The organism is Xylocopilactobacillus apicola, from assembly GCF_033095985.1.
In the GTDB taxonomy this organism is placed as follows: Bacteria; Bacillota; Bacilli; order Lactobacillales; family Lactobacillaceae; genus Xylocopilactobacillus; species Xylocopilactobacillus apicola.
The window spans coordinates 592596-610982 of record NZ_AP026802.1; the positions used below are offsets into that span (position 1 = coordinate 592596).

At 38.9% G+C, this 18387-nt stretch carries 14 protein-coding genes; all 14 read left to right on the forward strand.

Annotated elements, in window-relative coordinates; genetic code table 11:
- Positions 1-14: 14 nt before the first annotated feature.
- The 14 genes from R8495_RS02980 (at position 15) to ffh (ending at position 18226) form a co-directional block, all read left to right on the forward strand.
- The gene (locus R8495_RS02980; protein WP_317636575.1) at positions 15-1640 is read left to right on the forward strand and encodes a DAK2 domain-containing protein; all 1626 of its coding nucleotides are present in this window, start codon (positions 15-17) and stop codon (positions 1638-1640) included.
- A 1-nt stretch (position 1641) separates the two neighbouring features.
- On the forward strand, positions 1642-3675 hold the full coding sequence (gene recG, locus R8495_RS02985; RefSeq protein ID WP_317636082.1) for an ATP-dependent DNA helicase RecG: 2034 nt from the start codon (positions 1642-1644) through the stop codon (positions 3673-3675).
- Positions 3676-3712: 37 nt separating this feature from the next.
- The gene (gene plsX / locus R8495_RS02990; RefSeq protein WP_317636083.1) at positions 3713-4699 is read left to right on the forward strand and encodes a phosphate acyltransferase PlsX; all 987 of its coding nucleotides are present in this window, start codon (positions 3713-3715) and stop codon (positions 4697-4699) included.
- A 15-nt stretch (positions 4700-4714) separates the two neighbouring features.
- Positions 4715-4954, forward strand: a complete 240-nt coding sequence (gene acpP / locus R8495_RS02995) for an acyl carrier protein (RefSeq protein WP_317636084.1) — start codon at positions 4715-4717, stop codon at positions 4952-4954.
- Positions 4955-5032: 78 nt separating this feature from the next.
- Complete coding sequence (locus tag R8495_RS03000; protein WP_317636085.1) at positions 5033-6037, forward strand: ABC transporter ATP-binding protein; 1005 nt, start codon at positions 5033-5035, stop codon at positions 6035-6037.
- Between the two features lie 9 nt (positions 6038-6046).
- Complete coding sequence (locus R8495_RS03005) at positions 6047-7000, forward strand: ATP-binding cassette domain-containing protein (protein WP_317636086.1); 954 nt, start codon at positions 6047-6049, stop codon at positions 6998-7000.
- Between the two features lie 3 nt (positions 7001-7003).
- Positions 7004-7963 carry an ABC transporter permease gene (locus tag R8495_RS03010; protein ID WP_317636087.1) on the forward strand — a complete coding sequence of 320 codons (960 nt, stop codon included), beginning with the start codon at positions 7004-7006 and terminating at the stop codon, positions 7961-7963.
- A 5-nt stretch (positions 7964-7968) separates the two neighbouring features.
- Positions 7969-8886 carry an ABC transporter permease gene (locus tag R8495_RS03015; RefSeq protein WP_317636088.1) on the forward strand — a complete coding sequence of 306 codons (918 nt, stop codon included), beginning with the start codon at positions 7969-7971 and terminating at the stop codon, positions 8884-8886.
- 76 nt (positions 8887-8962) lie between these two features.
- Positions 8963-10768, forward strand: coding sequence for an oligopeptide ABC transporter substrate-binding protein (locus tag R8495_RS03020; protein ID WP_317636089.1), 1806 nt, complete (start codon positions 8963-8965; stop codon positions 10766-10768).
- Positions 10769-10875: 107 nt separating this feature from the next.
- The gene (rnc, locus tag R8495_RS03025) at positions 10876-11589 is read left to right on the forward strand and encodes a ribonuclease III (protein ID WP_317636090.1); all 714 of its coding nucleotides are present in this window, start codon (positions 10876-10878) and stop codon (positions 11587-11589) included.
- 3 nt (positions 11590-11592) lie between these two features.
- A complete protein-coding gene (gene smc / locus R8495_RS03030; protein WP_317636091.1) occupies positions 11593-15135 on the forward strand; it encodes a chromosome segregation protein SMC in 3543 nt (1180 codons plus the stop codon).
- Between the two features lie 2 nt (positions 15136-15137).
- On the forward strand, positions 15138-16457 hold the full coding sequence (ftsY, locus tag R8495_RS03035) for a signal recognition particle-docking protein FtsY (protein WP_317636092.1): 1320 nt from the start codon (positions 15138-15140) through the stop codon (positions 16455-16457).
- Entirely contained in the window at positions 16457-16783 is a 327-nt protein-coding gene (gene ylxM / locus R8495_RS03040; RefSeq protein ID WP_317636093.1) for a YlxM family DNA-binding protein, read from the forward strand. The genes ftsY and ylxM overlap by 1 nt, the downstream gene beginning before the upstream one ends.
- Positions 16784-18226, forward strand: coding sequence for a signal recognition particle protein (gene ffh, locus R8495_RS03045; RefSeq protein WP_317636094.1), 1443 nt, complete (start codon positions 16784-16786; stop codon positions 18224-18226).
- The last annotated feature ends 161 nt before the right edge of the window (positions 18227-18387 follow it).

Consider the following 18387-nt stretch of genomic DNA (forward strand, 5'->3'; position numbering starts at 1 on the left):
TAATAGATGCTGAAATGTTCAGAAACATGATCAAAATGGGATCTCATCGTCTGAACAAAAATGTTGATTTTATCAATTCTTTAAATGTGTTTCCAGTGCCTGATGGTGATACTGGAACTAACATGAATTTAACTTTTCAAAGTGGAGCTAAATTTGTCAATGAATCAGATTCTATGAGCGTTGGAGATTTGGCAGTTCTTTTCAGTAAAGGTTTGTTAATGGGTGCCCGGGGTAACTCGGGGGTGATCTCTTCTCAAATTTTTCGCGGTTTTCAAAAATCGATTAGCAAAAAGGAAACTCTTGATGCTAAACAATTTGCCGCAGCACTTCAACAAGGAGTCGAATCGGCTTATAAAGCAGTTATGAAGCCAGTTGAGGGAACAATTTTAACGGTGGCGAAGTATGCAGCGCATGCGGCACTGGAGAAATCTAGTCAAAGTGATGACTTAGCTGAAGTGATGGAGGAAGTGGTTAAAGGAGCTAAAGAAGGCCTTAAGCTCACGCCAGAACTTTTGCCAATCTTAAAAGAAGTTGGCGTTGTGGATTCTGGCGGGCAAGGCTTAGTTTTTCTTTATGAAGGATTCCTTAACGCAATTAAAGGCGAGGGGAGCGACGACACTTATACACCAAGTGACGAACAGATGAATGAAATGGTTAATGCAGCTCATCATCAAAGTGTTCAAAGTCAGTTAGCGACCAATGACATTGAGTACGGATATTGTACTGAAATGATGATTACCCTTAATCAAGAAAAAGATTTCGATCTGAATACATTTCGCTCATACCTGGATCAATTAGGAAATTCGCTTTTGGCGGTTTCAGATGACGAAGTTGCAAAAGTGCACATTCACACTGAAAGTCCCGAAAAAGTTTTCAGATATGGGGCACAGTTTGGTCAATTGGAAAAGATCAAGATTGATAATATGCGTTTGCAGCATGAAACAATTATCGAAGACGATGAAAATTCGGCGAAGAATGACAAGATTACGACGGAAATTATCGCGGTTGCACAAGGAAAAGGATTGATCGAGCTGATGAGAAGTTTGGGAGCGACTCGCGTGATTACTGGTGGTCAAACGATGAATCCTAGTACAGAAGATTTCTTAAAGATTCTTAAACGGACCAAGGCAAAAAATGCTATCATTTTGCCTAATAACGGCAATGTTTTAATGACTGCCCAGGCGGCGGCGAATGCTGTGAGCCTACCAGTTGAGGTGATCAGCACTAAATCCATACAGCAAGGAATTTCAGCTTTATTTGCTTATGGTGAAGAAAATTCATTAGCTGAAAATGCTGAAATGATGCGCGAAGGCATTACGATGGTTAAATCAGGTGAAGTGACAAATGCCGTTCGCGATACCAAAATAAATGGTCTTGCAATCAAAAAGGGCGATTTTATGGGAATCGTTGATGGTGAAATTGTTACAACGGCGGAAAATCGAATTCAGGCGGCAATTAAATTGATTGATCAAATGCTTGAAGAAGATAGCGAAATCGTTTCGATTTTCTATGGAATTGATGCTGCCAAAAGGGAAGCTGTGAAAATTGAAAGTGAAATTCAAAATAAATATCCTGATTTGGAATTAGAGATTCATGCAGGAGATCAAGCAGTTTATCCTTATTTAATTTCGGTTGAATAAAATGAGTGAAAACACAATATTTGCGCCAGTTTCTGTTTTGCCGCGAGTGGGTGAGAAAAAGGTCGAAGCACTGAATGGTCTGGGGATCAAGAAGGTGATCGACCTTCTTTATTATTTTCCTTATCGCTACGAAGATCTTTCAAAGCAAAATATTGAAAATTTAGTCGACGGAGATAAAGCAGTTTTGCAAGGCCAAGTAGTGACCAGTCCGGTGTTAAGTCGCTTTGGTGGCAAGCGAAATTCCTTACGGTTTAAGCTAGACGTTGAAAATTTAATCATTAACGTGGTGTTTTTCAATCAACCTTATTTAAGAGATAAAATTTTAATTGGTCAAGAAATTGCAATTTATGGCAAGTGGGAACAAAGCAATCTTAGTCTTGTTGGCAGTAAAATTATCGATCAAGCTAAAACCGGTCAGTTAGAGCCCATTTATTCGACGACGGCGAGTATTAAACAGTGGTCGTTAAGAAAATTGATTAAGGATACTTTCACAAATTATCAAAAAGATTTAGTCAACATTGTGCCAGAGGAGATCCGTTTACCGCTTCATTTGATGTCAGAAGCCGAAATGCTTAAAAAGATTCATTTTCCTGTCAATTATGAAGAAGCTCAAGTAGCTCGAAAGTCAGCAGTTTTTGAAGAGTTTTTTTTGTATTTAAGCCGTTTGCGATGGCTTAATAAAGATGAGGATCAAGAAGGGGTTGAAGTTAATTACGACCTGAATAAACTTAAGAAGTTTATTGAAACCCTGCCTTTTGAATTGACAGATTCACAGAAAAAAGCGGTTAACGAAATTTGTTATGATATTAAAAGCCCACTAGCGATGAATCGTTTGCTTCAAGGTGACGTTGGTTCTGGGAAGACGATTGTTGCAGCACTTGGGATTTATGCAGCAGCGACGGCTAAGATGCAAAGTGCTTTGATGGTTCCGACCGAAGTTTTGGCAGCACAGCACTATGATAATTTAAAATCGCTCTTTAAGGATACAAGTCTTGAAATTGCACTTTTGACGAGCGCTACCCCTAAAGCTCAGCGTAAAAATATTCTGGAGCGCTTAAAAACGGGTGTAATTGATTTAGTGATTGGGACTCATGCGTTAATTCAGCCAGACGTCGAGTTTAAGAATTTGTCGCTGGTTATTATCGATGAGCAGCATCGCTTCGGAGTTAATCAGCGTCGAGCCCTGAGAGTTAAAGGATTGATGCCCAATATTTTATCGATGACGGCAACGCCAATTCCTAGGACGCTGGCGATTACTATCTATGGAAGCATCAAGATCTCGACGATTAAAGAAATGCCCCGTGGTCGCCTGCCGATCAAAACGCTTTGGGTTAAAAGTCCCGATGATCCTTTAATTGATCGAGCAGTTCAATACGAACTAAAAAATGATCACCAAGTTTATGTGGTGACGCCGCTGGTGGCTGAATCGGAAAAAATTGATTTACGTAATGCTGAAGAAATTTACGATCAATACGTCAAAAAATATCCTGAAGTTGAAGTTGCTCTTTTGCATGGAAAGATGAAAGCAGAAGCCAAGGAACAGATTTTAACCGATTTTGCGGCTCAAAAAAGCCGGATTTTGATTTCAACAACGGTAATTGAAGTGGGGGTTGACGTTAAAGCTGCAACTTTGATGATCATTTATGATGCGAATCGTTTTGGTTTATCACAGCTTCATCAGTTGCGTGGGCGTGTAGGTAGAAGCTCATTGCAGTCTTACTGCGTTTTAGTTGGTAATCCGACTAATGATATTGCCAAAAAGCGCTTAGAGTTGATGGTCAAATCAAATGATGGCTTTGTGTTGGCTGAAAACGATTTAAAACTGCGCGGCGCAGGAGAAGTTTTTGGCAGTCGTCAATCAGGTGAGATTAATTTTAAAGTTGGCGATCCTTTAGAAGACCAAAAGGCGCTCCAATTAGCGCGTTCAGCGGTTGATCAAGTTTTTAAAAGCGATCCATTGCTTGAAAATGAAGCAAATGGAAATTTGCACCAGTTTCTAATTGAAACAAAAGATTATGACGAGACTATTGACTAAAGTATTATGTCGATAAAATTGAAATAGGAGGAAACATATGAAGATAGCGATCGATGCCATGGGCGGAGATGATGCTCCAGTAGCAATTGTTGAAGGGGTCAAGAAGTTTTTAAGTGAAGATCATGAAACGAAGATTAGACTGTTTGGTCCTAGTGAAGCATTGGCCAAGCTTATTGAGACGTCTGAGCAATTGGAAATTATCAATACTACGCAAGTTGTTGAGGGTAATGACGAACCAGTAGCGGCAATTAGAAAAAAGAAGGATTCTTCGTTAGTTAGAGCAGCTCAAGATGTTAAAGACAAACAGTCTGATGGCTTTTTGTCATGTGGAAATACTGGTGCGGTGCTGGCTGCAGGAATTTTTGTTATTGGAAGAATTAAAAATGTTGAGCGCCCAGCTTTAATGCCAACTCTTCCGACCAAGGTCAAAGGCGTTTATTATAATATGCTTGACGTCGGAGCAAATGCTGAATCTAAGGCAAAATATTTAGTTCAGTTTGCCCAGATGGGCTCAATTTATGCGGAGGATCTCAGAGGAGTTAAGAATCCAGTTGTGAAATTATTAAATATTGGTTCTGAGGAACATAAAGGTGACGAATTGCACCAAACTGTCCATCAAGAGCTAAGTCAATTGCCAGAAATCAATTTTCAGGGTAATATTGAACCTAACGAGATAATGGCAGCCAAAGCTGACGTGATTGTAACTGATGGATTCACGGGAAATGCGGTTTTAAAGACGATGGAAGGCACAATGAAAACTGTTTTGCATCTGTTAAAAGATTCACTAATGACTGGTAATATCACCACGAAATTGGGAGCCTTGCTCGTAAAAAATGATCTAGGTAATCTAGCTAGTCAGTTCGATAATTCGCGTTTTGGCGGCGCGGTTTTGTTAGGCGTGAATGCACCGGTGATTAAAGGTCACGGAAATTCTCAAGCTCAGACGGTGTATTATGCAATTAAGCAAGTAAAAGAAATGATTAGCGAGCAAACTGTCACAAAATTTCGCAATTTGTATCAATAAAAGAGGAGACATAACATGAGTGATGAAGAAATTTTTGAAAAAATAAAAAAAGTCATTGTCGAACAATTTGAAGTTGAGCCAGCTAAAGTCACCCCCGAGTTAAATTTCAAAAATGATTTGGATGCTGATTCAATTTCTCTCTTGGAATTTTCGTTAGAATTAGAGAGCGAATTTGGTAAAGAGATCTCAGATGATGATGCAGCAAAGATTTTAACAGTACAAGATGCGGTCAACTTTATCAAAGCGCAAAACTAAGCCCAAGGATCATTTTTTGAGAAATAATTCATTTGTGAGGGCTTTTTTAATTATATCAATTGGTTTGGAGGAAATGTTTTGGAGACGGAAAAAGACAACACGCTTTTAGAGATTGATCATTTACACACCTCTTTTAAAATTGGGGGAAAGTACTATGATGCAGTTGATGATTGTTCGATGAAACTGCATAAAAACGAGATCTATGCTTTAGTTGGCGAATCTGGTTGTGGGAAGTCAACTTTGGCAACCAGTATTATTGGCTTGTTAGATCCCAAAAATTCACGAATTGAGGGTTCGATTAAATATCGTGGGCGTGAATTGGTCGGTTTGACTCCCGATGAGTACGATAACATTAGGGGAGAAGATATTGGGATGATTTTTCAAGATCCGTTGTCAGCATTAAATCCGCTGATGCGTGTTGGAGATCAAATTACTGAAGCTCTTTTGTACCATACCAAATTGAGTGAAAATGAGCGACAGGCAAAAGCACTAGAACTTTTAAAACGAGTTGGTATTCCTGATCCTGAAGGAACATTTCGCCGTTATCCACATGAACTTTCTGGTGGAATGAGACAAAGAATTATTATTTCTATTGCAGTTGCTTGCAGTCCAGAGATTATTATTGCTGATGAGCCCACGACGGCCCTTGATGTTACGATCCAAGCTCAGATTATTGATTTGTTAAAAGATATCCAGAAGGAAAAAGAATCTGGCATTCTTTTGATTACACATGATTTGGGAGTTGTAGCTGAAACAGCTGATCGAGTTGGAGTAATGTACGCAGGACAAATTGTAGAGACTGGTAGTGTCTATGATATTTTTGAAGACCCAAAACATCCTTATACACGTTCGCTTTTGAATTCAATTCCGCAATCCGATTCTTTAGGTGACCGGTTGCACGTAATTCAAGGAAGCGTTCCGCCATTACCTGAAATGAATGAACACGGCTGTCGTTTTTCGCCGCGGATTCCGTGGATTCCTGAAGATGCTCATGAAGAAAAACCAACCTATCATGAGGTGGGCGAGGGACATCAGGTTTTGTGTACGTGTTACGAAACATTTCATTTTCAAGATGAGAAGTAGGTAGGTACAATGAGTTTAATTCAAATTAAAAATTTAAAAGTTTGGTATCCAATTCGAGGTGGTTTTTTTAACACGATTAAAGGCTACGTCAAAGCCGTCGATGATGTTTCTTTAGAAATTGAAGAAGGTGAGACATATGGCTTAATTGGTGAATCGGGATCGGGAAAAAGTACTATTGGCAAATCGATTGTCGGAATTGAGCGAGTATCTAAAGGTTCAATTATCTACAAAGATGAGGACATTACTAAGGCGTCAAATCGACGAGAGCTTGAGTATAACCGCGATGTTCAGATGATTTTTCAGGATTCACTTTCGAGTTTGAATCCAAGAAAGAGAATCATTGATATTATTGCTGAACCGATCCGCAATTTTGAACATCCTTCCAAAACCGAAGAAAAACAACGGGTAAAAGAATTGTTGGATATTGTTGGGATGCCTTCGGGTTCACTTTATAAATATCCTTTTGAATTTAGTGGTGGTCAGCGTCAGAGAATTGGGATTGCGCGGGCAGTCGCGACGCATCCGAAAGTTATTGTGGCCGATGAACCAGTATCAGCATTGGACCTTTCTGTTCAGGCACAGGTTTTAAATTACATGCAAGATATTCAAAAGGAATTTAATATTTCCTATCTTTTGATTTCGCACGATTTAGGGGTCGTTCGTCATATGTGTAAGAACTTGGCTATTATGACGCGCGGCCGTTTTGTGGAAGTTGGAACCAGGGAAGATATTTACAATAATCCACAGCATATTTACACCAAACGATTGTTAGCCGCGATTCCGGACATTAATCCGAGAAATCGGGAAGCAGATTTAAATGATCGTCTGGCAGTCGAAAAGGAATACGATGAAAATGAGAAATTTTGGTACGATGAAGATCATCGGGTTCTAGATTTAAAACAAATTTCCAAGACCCATTATGCGGCAATTCCAGCTCAAGCTTCTATAGAAGGGGGAGAATAAAAGATGTGGAAAACAATTTTAAGGCGGGTACTCTTAATGATCCCGCAGATCATCATTTTAAGTCTGCTGGTCTTCTTTTTAGCAAAATTGATGCCTGGGGATCCGTTTAGTGGCAAAATTACGCCTCACACTGATCCGCAGACTATTGAAAAATTAAAACAGCAGTTAGGACTTTATGATCCGCCGTTGGTTCAATATGGCCATTGGGTTCAAAATATCTTCAAAGGTGATTTTGGTCAAAGTTATACTTATGATCGGCCAGTGATTGGTTTAATTGGGGAACGAGCTGCCAATACCCTTTGGTTAAGTCTTTTAACGACGATCATGACATATGCAGTTGCAATTCCTTTAGGACTTTTTGCAGGTAAACATGAAGGTAAATGGCAAGATCGCCTTGTTGCTTTCTATAATTTTATTACAAGAGCAGTCCCTCCATTTGCAGTTTACCTAATTTTGTTGATTTTATTTTCATTTATTTTAAAAATTTTTCCATCAACCGGAACTGTGTCTGCGACGGCACATGGTTTTTGGCAAGTATTGTGGTCACGAATATATCACATGTTGTTGCCAGCGATCGCAATGACTCTAACGGGTACGACCGGAATTGTTCAGTATCTTCGCTCGGGAATTATCGATAATACGCAGGAAGATTATGTGCGGACAGCTAGAGCAAAAGGGGTGCCGGAAAAAGTAATTTTCAGAAAACATATTCTGCGTAATTCATTCTTGCCAATTGCCTCTTCAATTGGTCTGACTATTACGGGACTTTTGGGCGGAGCAATTGTTGCTGAAGGAATTTTCTCTTATCCAGGAATGGGACAGTTGTTTTTGCAGTCAGTGACTAGTCGGGATTATTCAGTGATGATTACTTTAACTCTGTTATTTGGAACGCTAACTCTGATTGGGAATCTGTTATCAGATATTATCATGAGTATTGTTGATCCAAGAATTCGGATTCAGTAGGTGAGATGATGGAAGAAATAGATAAGACGACAGAAAATACGTTAAATGAAAATCAAGAAGTAACTCCTTCGACATTAAAGGTCATTTACCATGAGCTAATTCACGATAAATGGGCAATGGTTTCACTTTTTGTGATTTGTTTTATAGTTTTGTTCTCAATTATTGGAAGTTTCTTTATCAATAAAAACAAACTTCTAACAGTTGACATCTTTAATAATTGGTTAAAGCCTGGACAAAACGGGCATCTTTTGGGGACTGATAATTCTGGTTACGACCTCTTTGGTTATTTGATCATGGGTGCTAGAAATTCTATCTTGATGGGGGTTGCTCTGGCAATTATCATCGAATTTTTTGGGATTTTTATTGGGTTAGTTAGTGCATATTTTGGCGGCTGGTTTGATTTAATCATGATGCGGATTGTAGACTTCTTTATGATTTTGCCAGGAACGATCACGGTTATCTCTATAGTTTCAATTTGGAAACACTATACGCCTGTCAACTTAGTTCTGTTGATGGCGGCAATTTCTTGGATGAGTACAGCTCGTTTGATGAGATCTCTTGCTTTATCTCAAAGAGATCGAGATTATGTTATGGCTTCAAAAACTTCGGGGACCGGGAATTTTACTATTATTTTTCGTGAGATTTTACCGAATATTGCAACGTACATTATCACAGATTTTACACTGACAGTTGCGGGGATGATTGGATTTGAAGTTACTTTAAGTTATTTAGGATTTGGGTTGCCAGATAATGTGCCGAGTCTTGGAACGCTGATTGGTTATGCTAGTGACACTAACTTCATGTTGAACTATCCGTGGGGCTGGTTCCCAGCGTTAGTAACTTTAATTATTTTAACCGTTAGTATTAACTTTTTTGGACAGGCTTTAAGAAGAGCTGCTGATGCGAGACAGCGCCGTGGATAAGGAAAAAAGCGTTTGTAATTTGATCTAATAACTGTTATAGTACGGGTATCTTTAAATTTTGTTGGGAGATGAATTGATGAAAAAGTTTAAGAAAATTATGGCGACAGGGGTAACTCTGCTAGCGGCAAGTATGTTAGTTGCTTGTGGATCAAGCAATTCAAGCAGCTCTTCAAGTTCTAGTAGTAAGAGTAGTAGTGGGAGTGCAAAAACTACTAAGGTGGATTTCAAGTCGAAGACTAAAACCGGTAATTCGACTGGTGGCACATTGAATGTGGCAACAGTTTCGGCAACGCCATTTACAGCAGTTTGGTTGCCAGAGCTTCAAAGCAGTGCTGTTGATTCAGAGGTTGTCCAGAACTGGGCCTCAGAATACATGATCAAGACTGATGAGAATTTCAATTTTGTTGATGGTGGTGCAGTTGATCTGAAGTTAGACAACAAGGCAAAGACAGCGACAATGAAGATCAATCCAAAGGTTAAATGGTCTGACGGTCAGAAGATGGTTGCTAAGGATTTGGAATATCCTTATGAAATCTTAGCTAGTAAAGATACAGCATCTGAACGTTACAACGAGCAGTTTGAAAACATCGAAGGAATGAAAGAATTCCACGAAGGAACAGCCAAGACTATTTCGGGGATTACTTATCCTAACGGTGAAGATGGTGATAGCATTGTGATCCACTTCAAGGAAATGAAAGTCGGAATGGATGTTTCCGGTAATGGTTGGTTCTGGGAAAATGCAGAGCCATATCATTACTTAAAAGACGTTGAGCTTAAAGATTTAAAAGCTTCAAAGAAGTGTAATACTGATCCAGTCTTCTTTGGTCCATACAAGATTAAACACGTAGTTAGTGGACAATCAGTTACTTTTGAACCAAACGAATACTATTATCAAGGTAAACCTCGTTTGAAGAGTTTGACCGTAACAGTAGTTAGTCCTGCAACGCAAGAGCAACAAATCAAAGCTCATAAATACGATTTGATTAAGGTTAGAGCAAGTATTTGGGATAACGTTAAGAAAACTAGTGGTTATGACTTCTTAGGAGTTAAACCAATGCAGTATTCTTATCTTGGATTTAAGGTCGGCAAGTTCGATAAAGATACCGGTAAGAACGTTCAAGATCCAAATGCTAAGATGGGTAACGAGAAGCTGCGTCAAGCAATTGGTTATGCGATGAATGTTGATCAAGTTGTTGATAAATTTGGTCATGGGGTTGGTTATCGTGACACAACTTTGATTCCAGAATCATTCCCTGAATATCATGATAAAGATGCTAAAGGCTATCCATATCAAGCAGATAAGGCTAAGAAATTATTGGATGAAGCTGGTTACAAGATGGGTAAAGATGGTTACCGGACAGATCCTGATGGCAAACCATTTACGATTACTTTGATGTCAATGTCAAGTGATAACGATCAACAAACGATTGTTAATAATTACATCCAAAAATGGAAAGACGTCGGCTTAAAAGTTCAATTGCTTAATGGAAAATTAACTGATTTTAACTCCTTCTATGACAATTTAAAGAAAGATGTTAAGGGTGTTGATATGTTCATGGCCGCTTGGGGACTTGCATCAGAACCAAGTCGTGCAGCTAACATGTGGGCTGAAGGAAATCCTTCTAACTATGCACGTTTCAATAGTTCTAAGAACAACGAGTTAATTAAAGATATTCAATCTCAAAAGGCGGTTAATGATCACAAGTACTTTGTTGATTCATTGATCAAATGGCAGGATAATATGAATAAAGAAGCTTATGTTATTCCAACGAATCGCTCATATATCATTACTGCAGCTAGTGACAAAGTTGAAAACTACGCGGTTGCACCGCTTGGTTGGATGCAAACTAATCAGTACTACAAGATTGGAATTAAGAAATAATTTTTCAAGAGAAGATCAGGATTAAATACCTGGTCTTTTTTGCTGCATCAAAAATATAAGAAATTTAGTGCTTCATTAAACTATTTAATTCTTGTATAATCAACTCTATGAACACGAATAAAGAACGCATAAATAATTTACAAAAAAAACTGGCTGATCGATTTGGCATTGAGGTCAAATACAATCTATTAGTTCAGTCGATGTCTCACACTAGCTATGTTAACGAGATTAATGAAGATCGGTCACTTAGCTATGAAAAACTGGAATTTCTTGGAGACGCGGTACTCCAGTTTGTGATCACCGAGTATATTTACCGCAATTATCCTGATCTGGATGAAGGTGAATTGACAAGGTTTCGGGCTAATATAGTTCAATCGGCCAGTCTGAGTCAATTTTCTTTGGAGCTGGGTTTAGATCACGCAGTCTTATTAGGCCAGGGAGAACTTAAAAATAGCGGCAATCGGCGGCGTGCACTAATGGAAGATATTTTTGAATCGCTTTTAGGGGCAATTTATTTAAGCTCCGGGTTACAGGCAGTTACTAAATTCTTAAATGAATCTGTGATTAAAGATATCAAAAGTGGAAACTTGAAAATGAACGTCGATTATAAAACAACGCTTCAAGAACTTTTGCAAGAAGCCGGCTCAGTAAAGATTGAATATATTCCACGGGAACATCTGGATCAAAAAGACGACTGGACGACCGATCTTTACGTTAACGATCAGTTGCTTGGTAGCGGAGTGGGGCATAATCGCAAATCTGCTGAACAACAAGCAGCTCAAGTTGCTCTAGAAAAACTTCAAGCAAAACAGGATCATTGATCCTTGTATTTAAAATCTTTAACTTTAACCGGGTTTAAATCTTTTCAAAAAAGGACAACTATTGATTTTTGTCCCCAAATTAATGGTGTGATCGGCCCTAACGGTTCTGGTAAAAGTAATCTGCTTGAAGCAATTCGTTTTGCAATGGGTGAGCAATCTGGTAAGAGTTTTCGGGGAAATACGATGAAAGATGTAATTTTTTCAGGCTCCGAGACAGAAAAGGCGCTTAATCGTGCTAAAGTTGAGTTGGTTCTCGATAACTCCGATCATCTGTTGGCTGAATTTGGCGATCAAGTTGAGGTATCACGAACTATTTATCGTGATGGGACTTCCGATTATCAAATTAATCATCAGAATGTACGGCAAAAAGATGTTCAAAGCTTGTTTCTAGGTGCGGGCTTAGGGCGCGATACAATGGCTTTTATCAATCAGGGTAAAGTTCAAAATATTATTGATAGTGATCCGATCGCCCGGCGGGGAGTATTTGAAGAGGTTGCTGGAGTTTATAAGTATAAATTGAATCGGCGCGAAGCGGTTAGTAATTTAGAGGCGACTGACTTTGAGGTGCAGCGATTAAAGGATCTTTTATTTGAGTTAAATAACAATTTAAAACCGCTTGCGATTGAAAGCGAACGAGCAACTGAGTATAGCAATTTAAAAGAATTGTATGATCGATTGCATCTTTTTGGTGTGGTCAATAAAATAAAAAAATTAGTTGAGCAGCGCGAGACAAAAGAGAAGCAGGAAAAATCCTTATCAACAAAGATTTCAACTTTAGAAGAAATCATTAAGGATAATAAATTGGCGCTTGAAAATGCTAATCAAGAAGCAAGTGAAAAGCAGCAAGCTCAAGACGACCTTCAGCAAAAATTAGTTGCAGTTATTAAAGAGCGCGAAACACTCAGCTCTGATCATCAAGTTTTGCTTACCAAAAATGATCAGGCAAAAATTCAAATTCAGGATTTTACAAATCGAATTCAAGAACTCGCTCAATCATGTGAAGATTGCTCTAAAAAGCAAGAACAAATTAAACAGCAAATTGCTGATTTGAACGATGAATTGGCAACGAAGAAAAAGGAACAAGGGGCTCTCGCTGAGAAATCAGGCGCAACTGTTGAAGAATTAAATCATGAACTCGATGCAGCTAAAGATCGTTACTTTGATCTTTTGAATGAACAAACCGCGGTCAAAAACAAGCTAAATGTGCTTGAAAATTCGCAAAACTCAATTAAGAGACTTATTGCTGATCGGCAAAAAAGAATTGATGAAAAACGGTCGATTTTAAACGATTTGAAGCAAAACCAGCAACGTTTGCACCAAGTTATTGCGGATTATGAGCAGGCTCAAAATAATGCGCAAGAAAACATTGAAAAAATTGCTGAACAGCAGGCCGAACTTTTAAATCAACAAGATAAATTAAGTCAAGAATTGGCCCAACATAATAATGAGCGCCAACTCTTAACCAGTCAGATTCGCGATCTGAAAAATCAAGAACGCTCGTTAAACGGCGTTTTTGAAGGGGTTAAGGCAGTGATTCAAAATGCCGAGCGGCTTAATGGAATTATTGGAACTATTTTTCAATTGGTCACGGTCCCAGTTAAGTATCAAAAAGCTCTTTCAGAAGCTTTAGGAACGAGATTTCAAAATATTGTAACTGTTGATGAAAAATCGGCGAAAGAAGCGATTCAATTTTTAAAACGCGCTAATAAGGGACGTGCAACTTTTTATCCGTTAGATCGAATTCAAGAACAAGATTTTAGCGATACTTTAAAGGAAAAACTTGCTCAAGTGCCGGGATTTCTGGGGGTTGCGATTGATCTAATTGATTTTGACCCAAAATATCGTAACGTTATTTCTAATTTTTTTGGTCGTTTAATCATCGCCAAAGATCTGGATCAAGGCACCCAAATTGCTCATCTGACCCAAAATCGTTATCGAATTGTGACGCTTGATGGAGATTTAATTAATATTGGCGGCTCTATGACCGGTGGTAAATCGAATACTCGTAATGATTATTTTCGTTCAAGTGAAATTAAAACAAAAGAAAAGGCATTGGCTGATGTTGAACAGCAAATTATTTCAATAAAGCAGAAAGCCCAGCAATTTAAAGATCAGTTAAGTCAAATTGGACTTGATTTGACGAATGAGAAAAATGCCCAGCAAGCTAAACGAACTGAAATTGAGAAAACTAAACAAGATTTGGCACAAGTTGATGCTCAAAGTAACAGTGTTAAAGAACAAATTGAAGAACTTAATTTGGAAATTTTTGCTCAGAGAAATCAAGAACAAGGCGATGATGAACTTGCTAAGTTAAAAGAGCAATTAGCGGAAAACGCTAACCAGATTTCGATTTTTGATACTAAAATAGCAACTATAAATGAACAAATTGAAAAAAGACTGCAAGAAGATAATTCGGGCGTACGAAGTGAATTAGAGGCAAGTATTGCAACTTTAAGGGAGCGAAAACTTAATTTTCAGGAACGCTTAAAAGAGCAGATTGATCAGCTCCATCAATATCAAAACGAGAAGGCAGCTAATAAGGAGAAAATTGACGATCTTGAGGCAAAAATCTCTGAGTATCAGGAACAAATCGCTGTAGCAGCAAAGAAATTAGAAGAATCTACCAAAAAAGAAACTGATCTTGCTCAAGAGAAAAATGATTTAGTAACTGCCAGTCAAGGAATTGAAGAGAATAGAGCAAAATTAAATCAAGAGCTTGAAAAAGAGCAGCTCAATCATGATCAGCTTGCACAAGAATTAAATGCTCTTTCAGTGCAAACGGCACGATTTAAAGTTCAATTGGATTCGCTTTTAGACGATCTAGCTAATGATTATGAGATGACCTACGAAGGTGCCCTTAAATTTGTGAGCGAACATGAATTGACAGCCGAAGAACAAAAGTCAGATCTGAAAGCTTTACAGAAAAAGCTGCGTGACTTCGGTAATGTCAATTTAGAAGCAGTCAATGAATATCAGAAATTAAAAGAGCGGGTTGAATTTTCCGAACAGCAATTAAACGATGTGTTACAAGCTCGTCAAGAACTACAGGAATCGATTGATAAGCTTGATGATCAAGTCCGCAAACTTTTTGGCGACGCATTTAATGCTGTTAATGAGGCTTTTCAAGAAATTTATCCAGCGATGTTTAACGGTGGCACGGCGGAACTAAAATTGACTGAGCCGGATGATTTATTAAAGACCGGGGTTGAGATTGTGGCGGCACCTCCTGGCAAGAAGACGAGATCGTTAAGTTTACTTTCTGGGGGTGAAAAATCCTTAAGTGCAATTACTTTGCTTTTTGCAATTATTAAGGTTAGTACGGTTCCTTTTTCGATTCTTGATGAGGTTGAAGCGGCCCTTGATGATGCTAACGTTGATCGTTTTAGTCAATATTTAGAACAATTTAATGGTCGCACGCAATTTATCGTTATCACTCACCGGCGCTCAACGATGAGAGCCGCCCAAAGGCTTTTTGGGGTTACAATGATTGGGACCGGTATTTCTAAAATGGTATCAGTGAAACTCGATGAGATTAGCAAGGAGTAGACATGGGATTATTTGATAAATTAAAGAAATCGCTCTTTGGCGAGCAGCAAGACGATGAAGAAAACAAGTCTGCGGTTGAGGAAAATGATGATCAATCCGCAGCTAAACAATCTGAAACAACTGACAAGGATGAGGCTCAGTCAGCCTCTGAAACAACTGACCTTGATTCCAAATTAAAAAATGACGCCGAGCAAGTTGATGATTCCACGGATTTGGAAGCAGAATTGTCCGCGCCAACAGCAAAGGTTGCAGTTGAAAAAACGCAAGATGCTAGTAAATCAAATGATGACGCATCAGAGACACCAGAACCAGAACCAGAACCAGAATCATCTACTAGTGAACCCTCTGAAACGGAGGCACTGGATTCTGAGTCAACAAGTGTTGATGATACAAAAGAATCAGACGAGAAATACGAAGCAGGGTTGCAGAAATCTCGTAACAGTTTTGCGGCTGGGTTTAACCACTTTTTGGCTAAGTTCAGATCGGTTGACAATCAATTTTTTGATGATTTAGAAGATTTTCTGATTGAATCCGATGTGGGCTATGAGCTAGCAATGGATTTATCTGATCAACTCAAAGAAATGGTTAAAGAAGAAAATCTGAAAACCAAAGAGCAGATTGGGCAGGCGATTATCGAATATCTGGTTAATAGTTATCAGGTGGACGAATCTACAACTGAGCTTAAGCACCATGAAGGATTAAATATTTATCTGTTCGTTGGGGTTAATGGAGCTGGTAAGACAACTACAATTGGAAAATTAGCCAATCGTTTCGTTAAAGCTGGTAAAAAGGTCATTTTGGTGGCGGGCGATACGTTTAGAGCAGGTGCGACTGAACAATTAGATCGTTGGGCAACGAGGACGGGGGCCGAAATTGTTAAAGGTAAAACCGATCAAGATCCTTCCTCGCTTGTTTTTGAGGGGATTCATCGGGCTCAAGAGGAAAATGCGGACTATTTAATGATCGACACCGCTGGTCGGTTGCAAAATAAAGTCAATTTAATGAATGAGCTAGATAAAATTAAGCGGACGATTAAGAAAGAAGCGGGAACTGATCCGACTGAGACGCTGCTAGTAATCGATGCAACAACGGGTCAAAATGGGTTGAGTCAGGCTAAAGAGTTTAATCAGGTTACGAAGCTGACGGGGCTCGTATTAAGTAAGCTTGATGGAACAGCCAAAGGCGGCATTGTTCTTCAAATCAAAAAGTCACTTAATATTCCAGTAAAATTGGTTGGTTTGGGTGAACAAGTTGATGATTTGGTTGATTTTAAACCGGACGAGTTTATGCGCGGTTTCTTTAGTGGCATCTTACAAGTATAATGAACTATGTTGAAAAAATACGGGTTACCCGACTCATTGATGTTTACGGCGAACTTTTGACTGAAAAACAGAGAGATTATTTGACCTTTTATTATGATGAAGATCTTTCCCTAAATGAAATTGGAGAATATTTCAAGGTGAGTCGTCAGGCAGTCTCTGAGAATTTGCGCCGTTCTGTTCAGCAACTAGAAAATTATGAGAAAAAAATTGGCATGATTGAGCGCCTTGATCAACTTGAAAACCTGTTGAATCAAACGCAAGATCAAGTCCCTAAAACTTTGATCGAAAAAATCCGACATGTGATGGATTTTGAAAGAGGTAATTAAATGGCATTTGAAGGTTTAACTGAGAGATTAAAAGCAACTTTTAAGAAAATAAGCGGCAAAGGGCGCATTAACCAAAGCGACCTTGACAACGCAATGCGGGAAATTAGGACAGCTTTACTGGAAGCCGATGTAAGCCTAAAAGTGACTCGTCAAATTACCAGACGAGTTTCAGACGAAGCATTGGGCGCACATGTTCTTGATAGTATTACTCCTGATCAGCAAATTATTAAAATTGTTGACGACGAACTGATCAAGGTCATGGGCGATGAGGCATCTGAGCTTAATAAATCTAAGCATATTCCGACGATTGTTTTAATGGTTGGGCTCCAGGGTGCTGGTAAAACTACCGCCGTTGGTAAGCTGGCTCGCAGGCTAGTCAAAGAAAACAACGCCCGTCCGCTTTTAATCGCAGCCGATGTTTATCGTCCGGCAGCAATTGATCAGTTAAAAACGCTGGGAGAAACCCTAAAAGTTCCAGTCTATGACGAAGGAACCGATGTTGATCCAGTCGAGATTGTTAAAAATGGACTTGATTTAGCACGTAAGAATAATAACGATTACGTTTTTATTGATACGGCAGGTCGTCTGACAATTGATGAACAATTGATGGACGAATTGAAGAAAATCAAGGAGTTATCTCAGCCAACCGAAATTCTCTTGGTTGTAGATGCGATGACAGGACAAACTGCCGTTGATGTTGCAAATGACTTTAATGACGCTCTTGGCATCACTGGAGTAGTTTTAACGAAGCTTGACGGAGATACCAGAGGCGGGGCGGCGCTTTCGATTCGCTACGATACAGGGGTTCCGATTAAATTTGTCGGGACGGGCGAGAAATTAAGTGATCTTGATGTATTTTATCCTGATCGAATGGCAAGTCGAATCCTCGGCATGGGTGACATTCTATCATTAGTTGATAAGGCGCAAGAACAATATAATGAACAGCAAGCCCAAGAATTAGCTCGCAAAATTCAAGAAAATAATTTCGATTTAGATGATTTTATTGAGCAAATGGATCAAGTTCAGCAGATGGGTCCAATGGATGAATTGGTGAAAATGATTCCGGGGCTTTCGGATATGCCAGGAGCTGCTAATATTCAATTTGGTGATAAAGACTTTGCTCATATGCGAGCAATTGTGTCTTCAATGACGCAAGAAGAACGGATGAATGCTGATGTCTTAACGCCAAAACGTCGCCGCCGAATCGCTGCAGGTTCAGGGCGTGATGTAATGGAAGTTAATCGTTTAATCAAGCAATATAAACAAACTTCGACCTTGATGAATAAGATGCAAAAGGGAAATATGGGCGCAATGGATCAGATGTTTGCTGGTCAAGGGGTCAAAGGCAAGCTTGGTAAAATGGCGATGAACTCCATGATCAAGAAAAATAAAAAGAAAAAAGCAAAGCGTTTGAAGAAAGTGAAACGCTTCAAGACAAAATAACAGTTCTAACTATTGAGTGTTGATCAGCAATGATCGGCGCTCATTTTTAGCTAAATGGATTTTCAAAACTTTATTTACTGAAGTTTATATATTTTTTATATAATAAAATAATCTAAAGAAAGCAAAAACGAATTGATCAGCTAATAGCTTGAATTAATTCG

Coding starts and splice junctions, on each gene's coding strand:
- ffh (WP_317636094.1), top strand. CDS start 16,784: ATGGCATTTGAAGGTTTAACTGAGAGATTAAAAGCAACTTTTAAGAAA.
- rnc (WP_317636090.1), top strand. CDS start 10,876: ATGAACACGAATAAAGAACGCATAAATAATTTACAAAAAAAACTGGCT.
- plsX (WP_317636083.1), top strand. CDS start 3,713: ATGAAGATAGCGATCGATGCCATGGGCGGAGATGATGCTCCAGTAGCA.
- ftsY (WP_317636092.1), top strand. CDS start 15,138: ATGGGATTATTTGATAAATTAAAGAAATCGCTCTTTGGCGAGCAGCAA.
- R8495_RS03015 (WP_317636088.1), top strand. CDS start 7,969: ATGATGGAAGAAATAGATAAGACGACAGAAAATACGTTAAATGAAAAT.
- recG (WP_317636082.1), top strand. CDS start 1,642: ATGAGTGAAAACACAATATTTGCGCCAGTTTCTGTTTTGCCGCGAGTG.
- acpP (WP_317636084.1), top strand. CDS start 4,715: ATGAGTGATGAAGAAATTTTTGAAAAAATAAAAAAAGTCATTGTCGAA.
- R8495_RS03005 (WP_317636086.1), top strand. CDS start 6,047: ATGAGTTTAATTCAAATTAAAAATTTAAAAGTTTGGTATCCAATTCGA.
- R8495_RS03010 (WP_317636087.1), top strand. CDS start 7,004: ATGTGGAAAACAATTTTAAGGCGGGTACTCTTAATGATCCCGCAGATC.
- R8495_RS02980 (WP_317636575.1), top strand. CDS start 15: ATGTTCAGAAACATGATCAAAATGGGATCTCATCGTCTGAACAAAAAT.
- R8495_RS03020 (WP_317636089.1), top strand. CDS start 8,963: ATGAAAAAGTTTAAGAAAATTATGGCGACAGGGGTAACTCTGCTAGCG.
- ylxM (WP_317636093.1), top strand. CDS start 16,457: ATGAACTATGTTGAAAAAATACGGGTTACCCGACTCATTGATGTTTAC.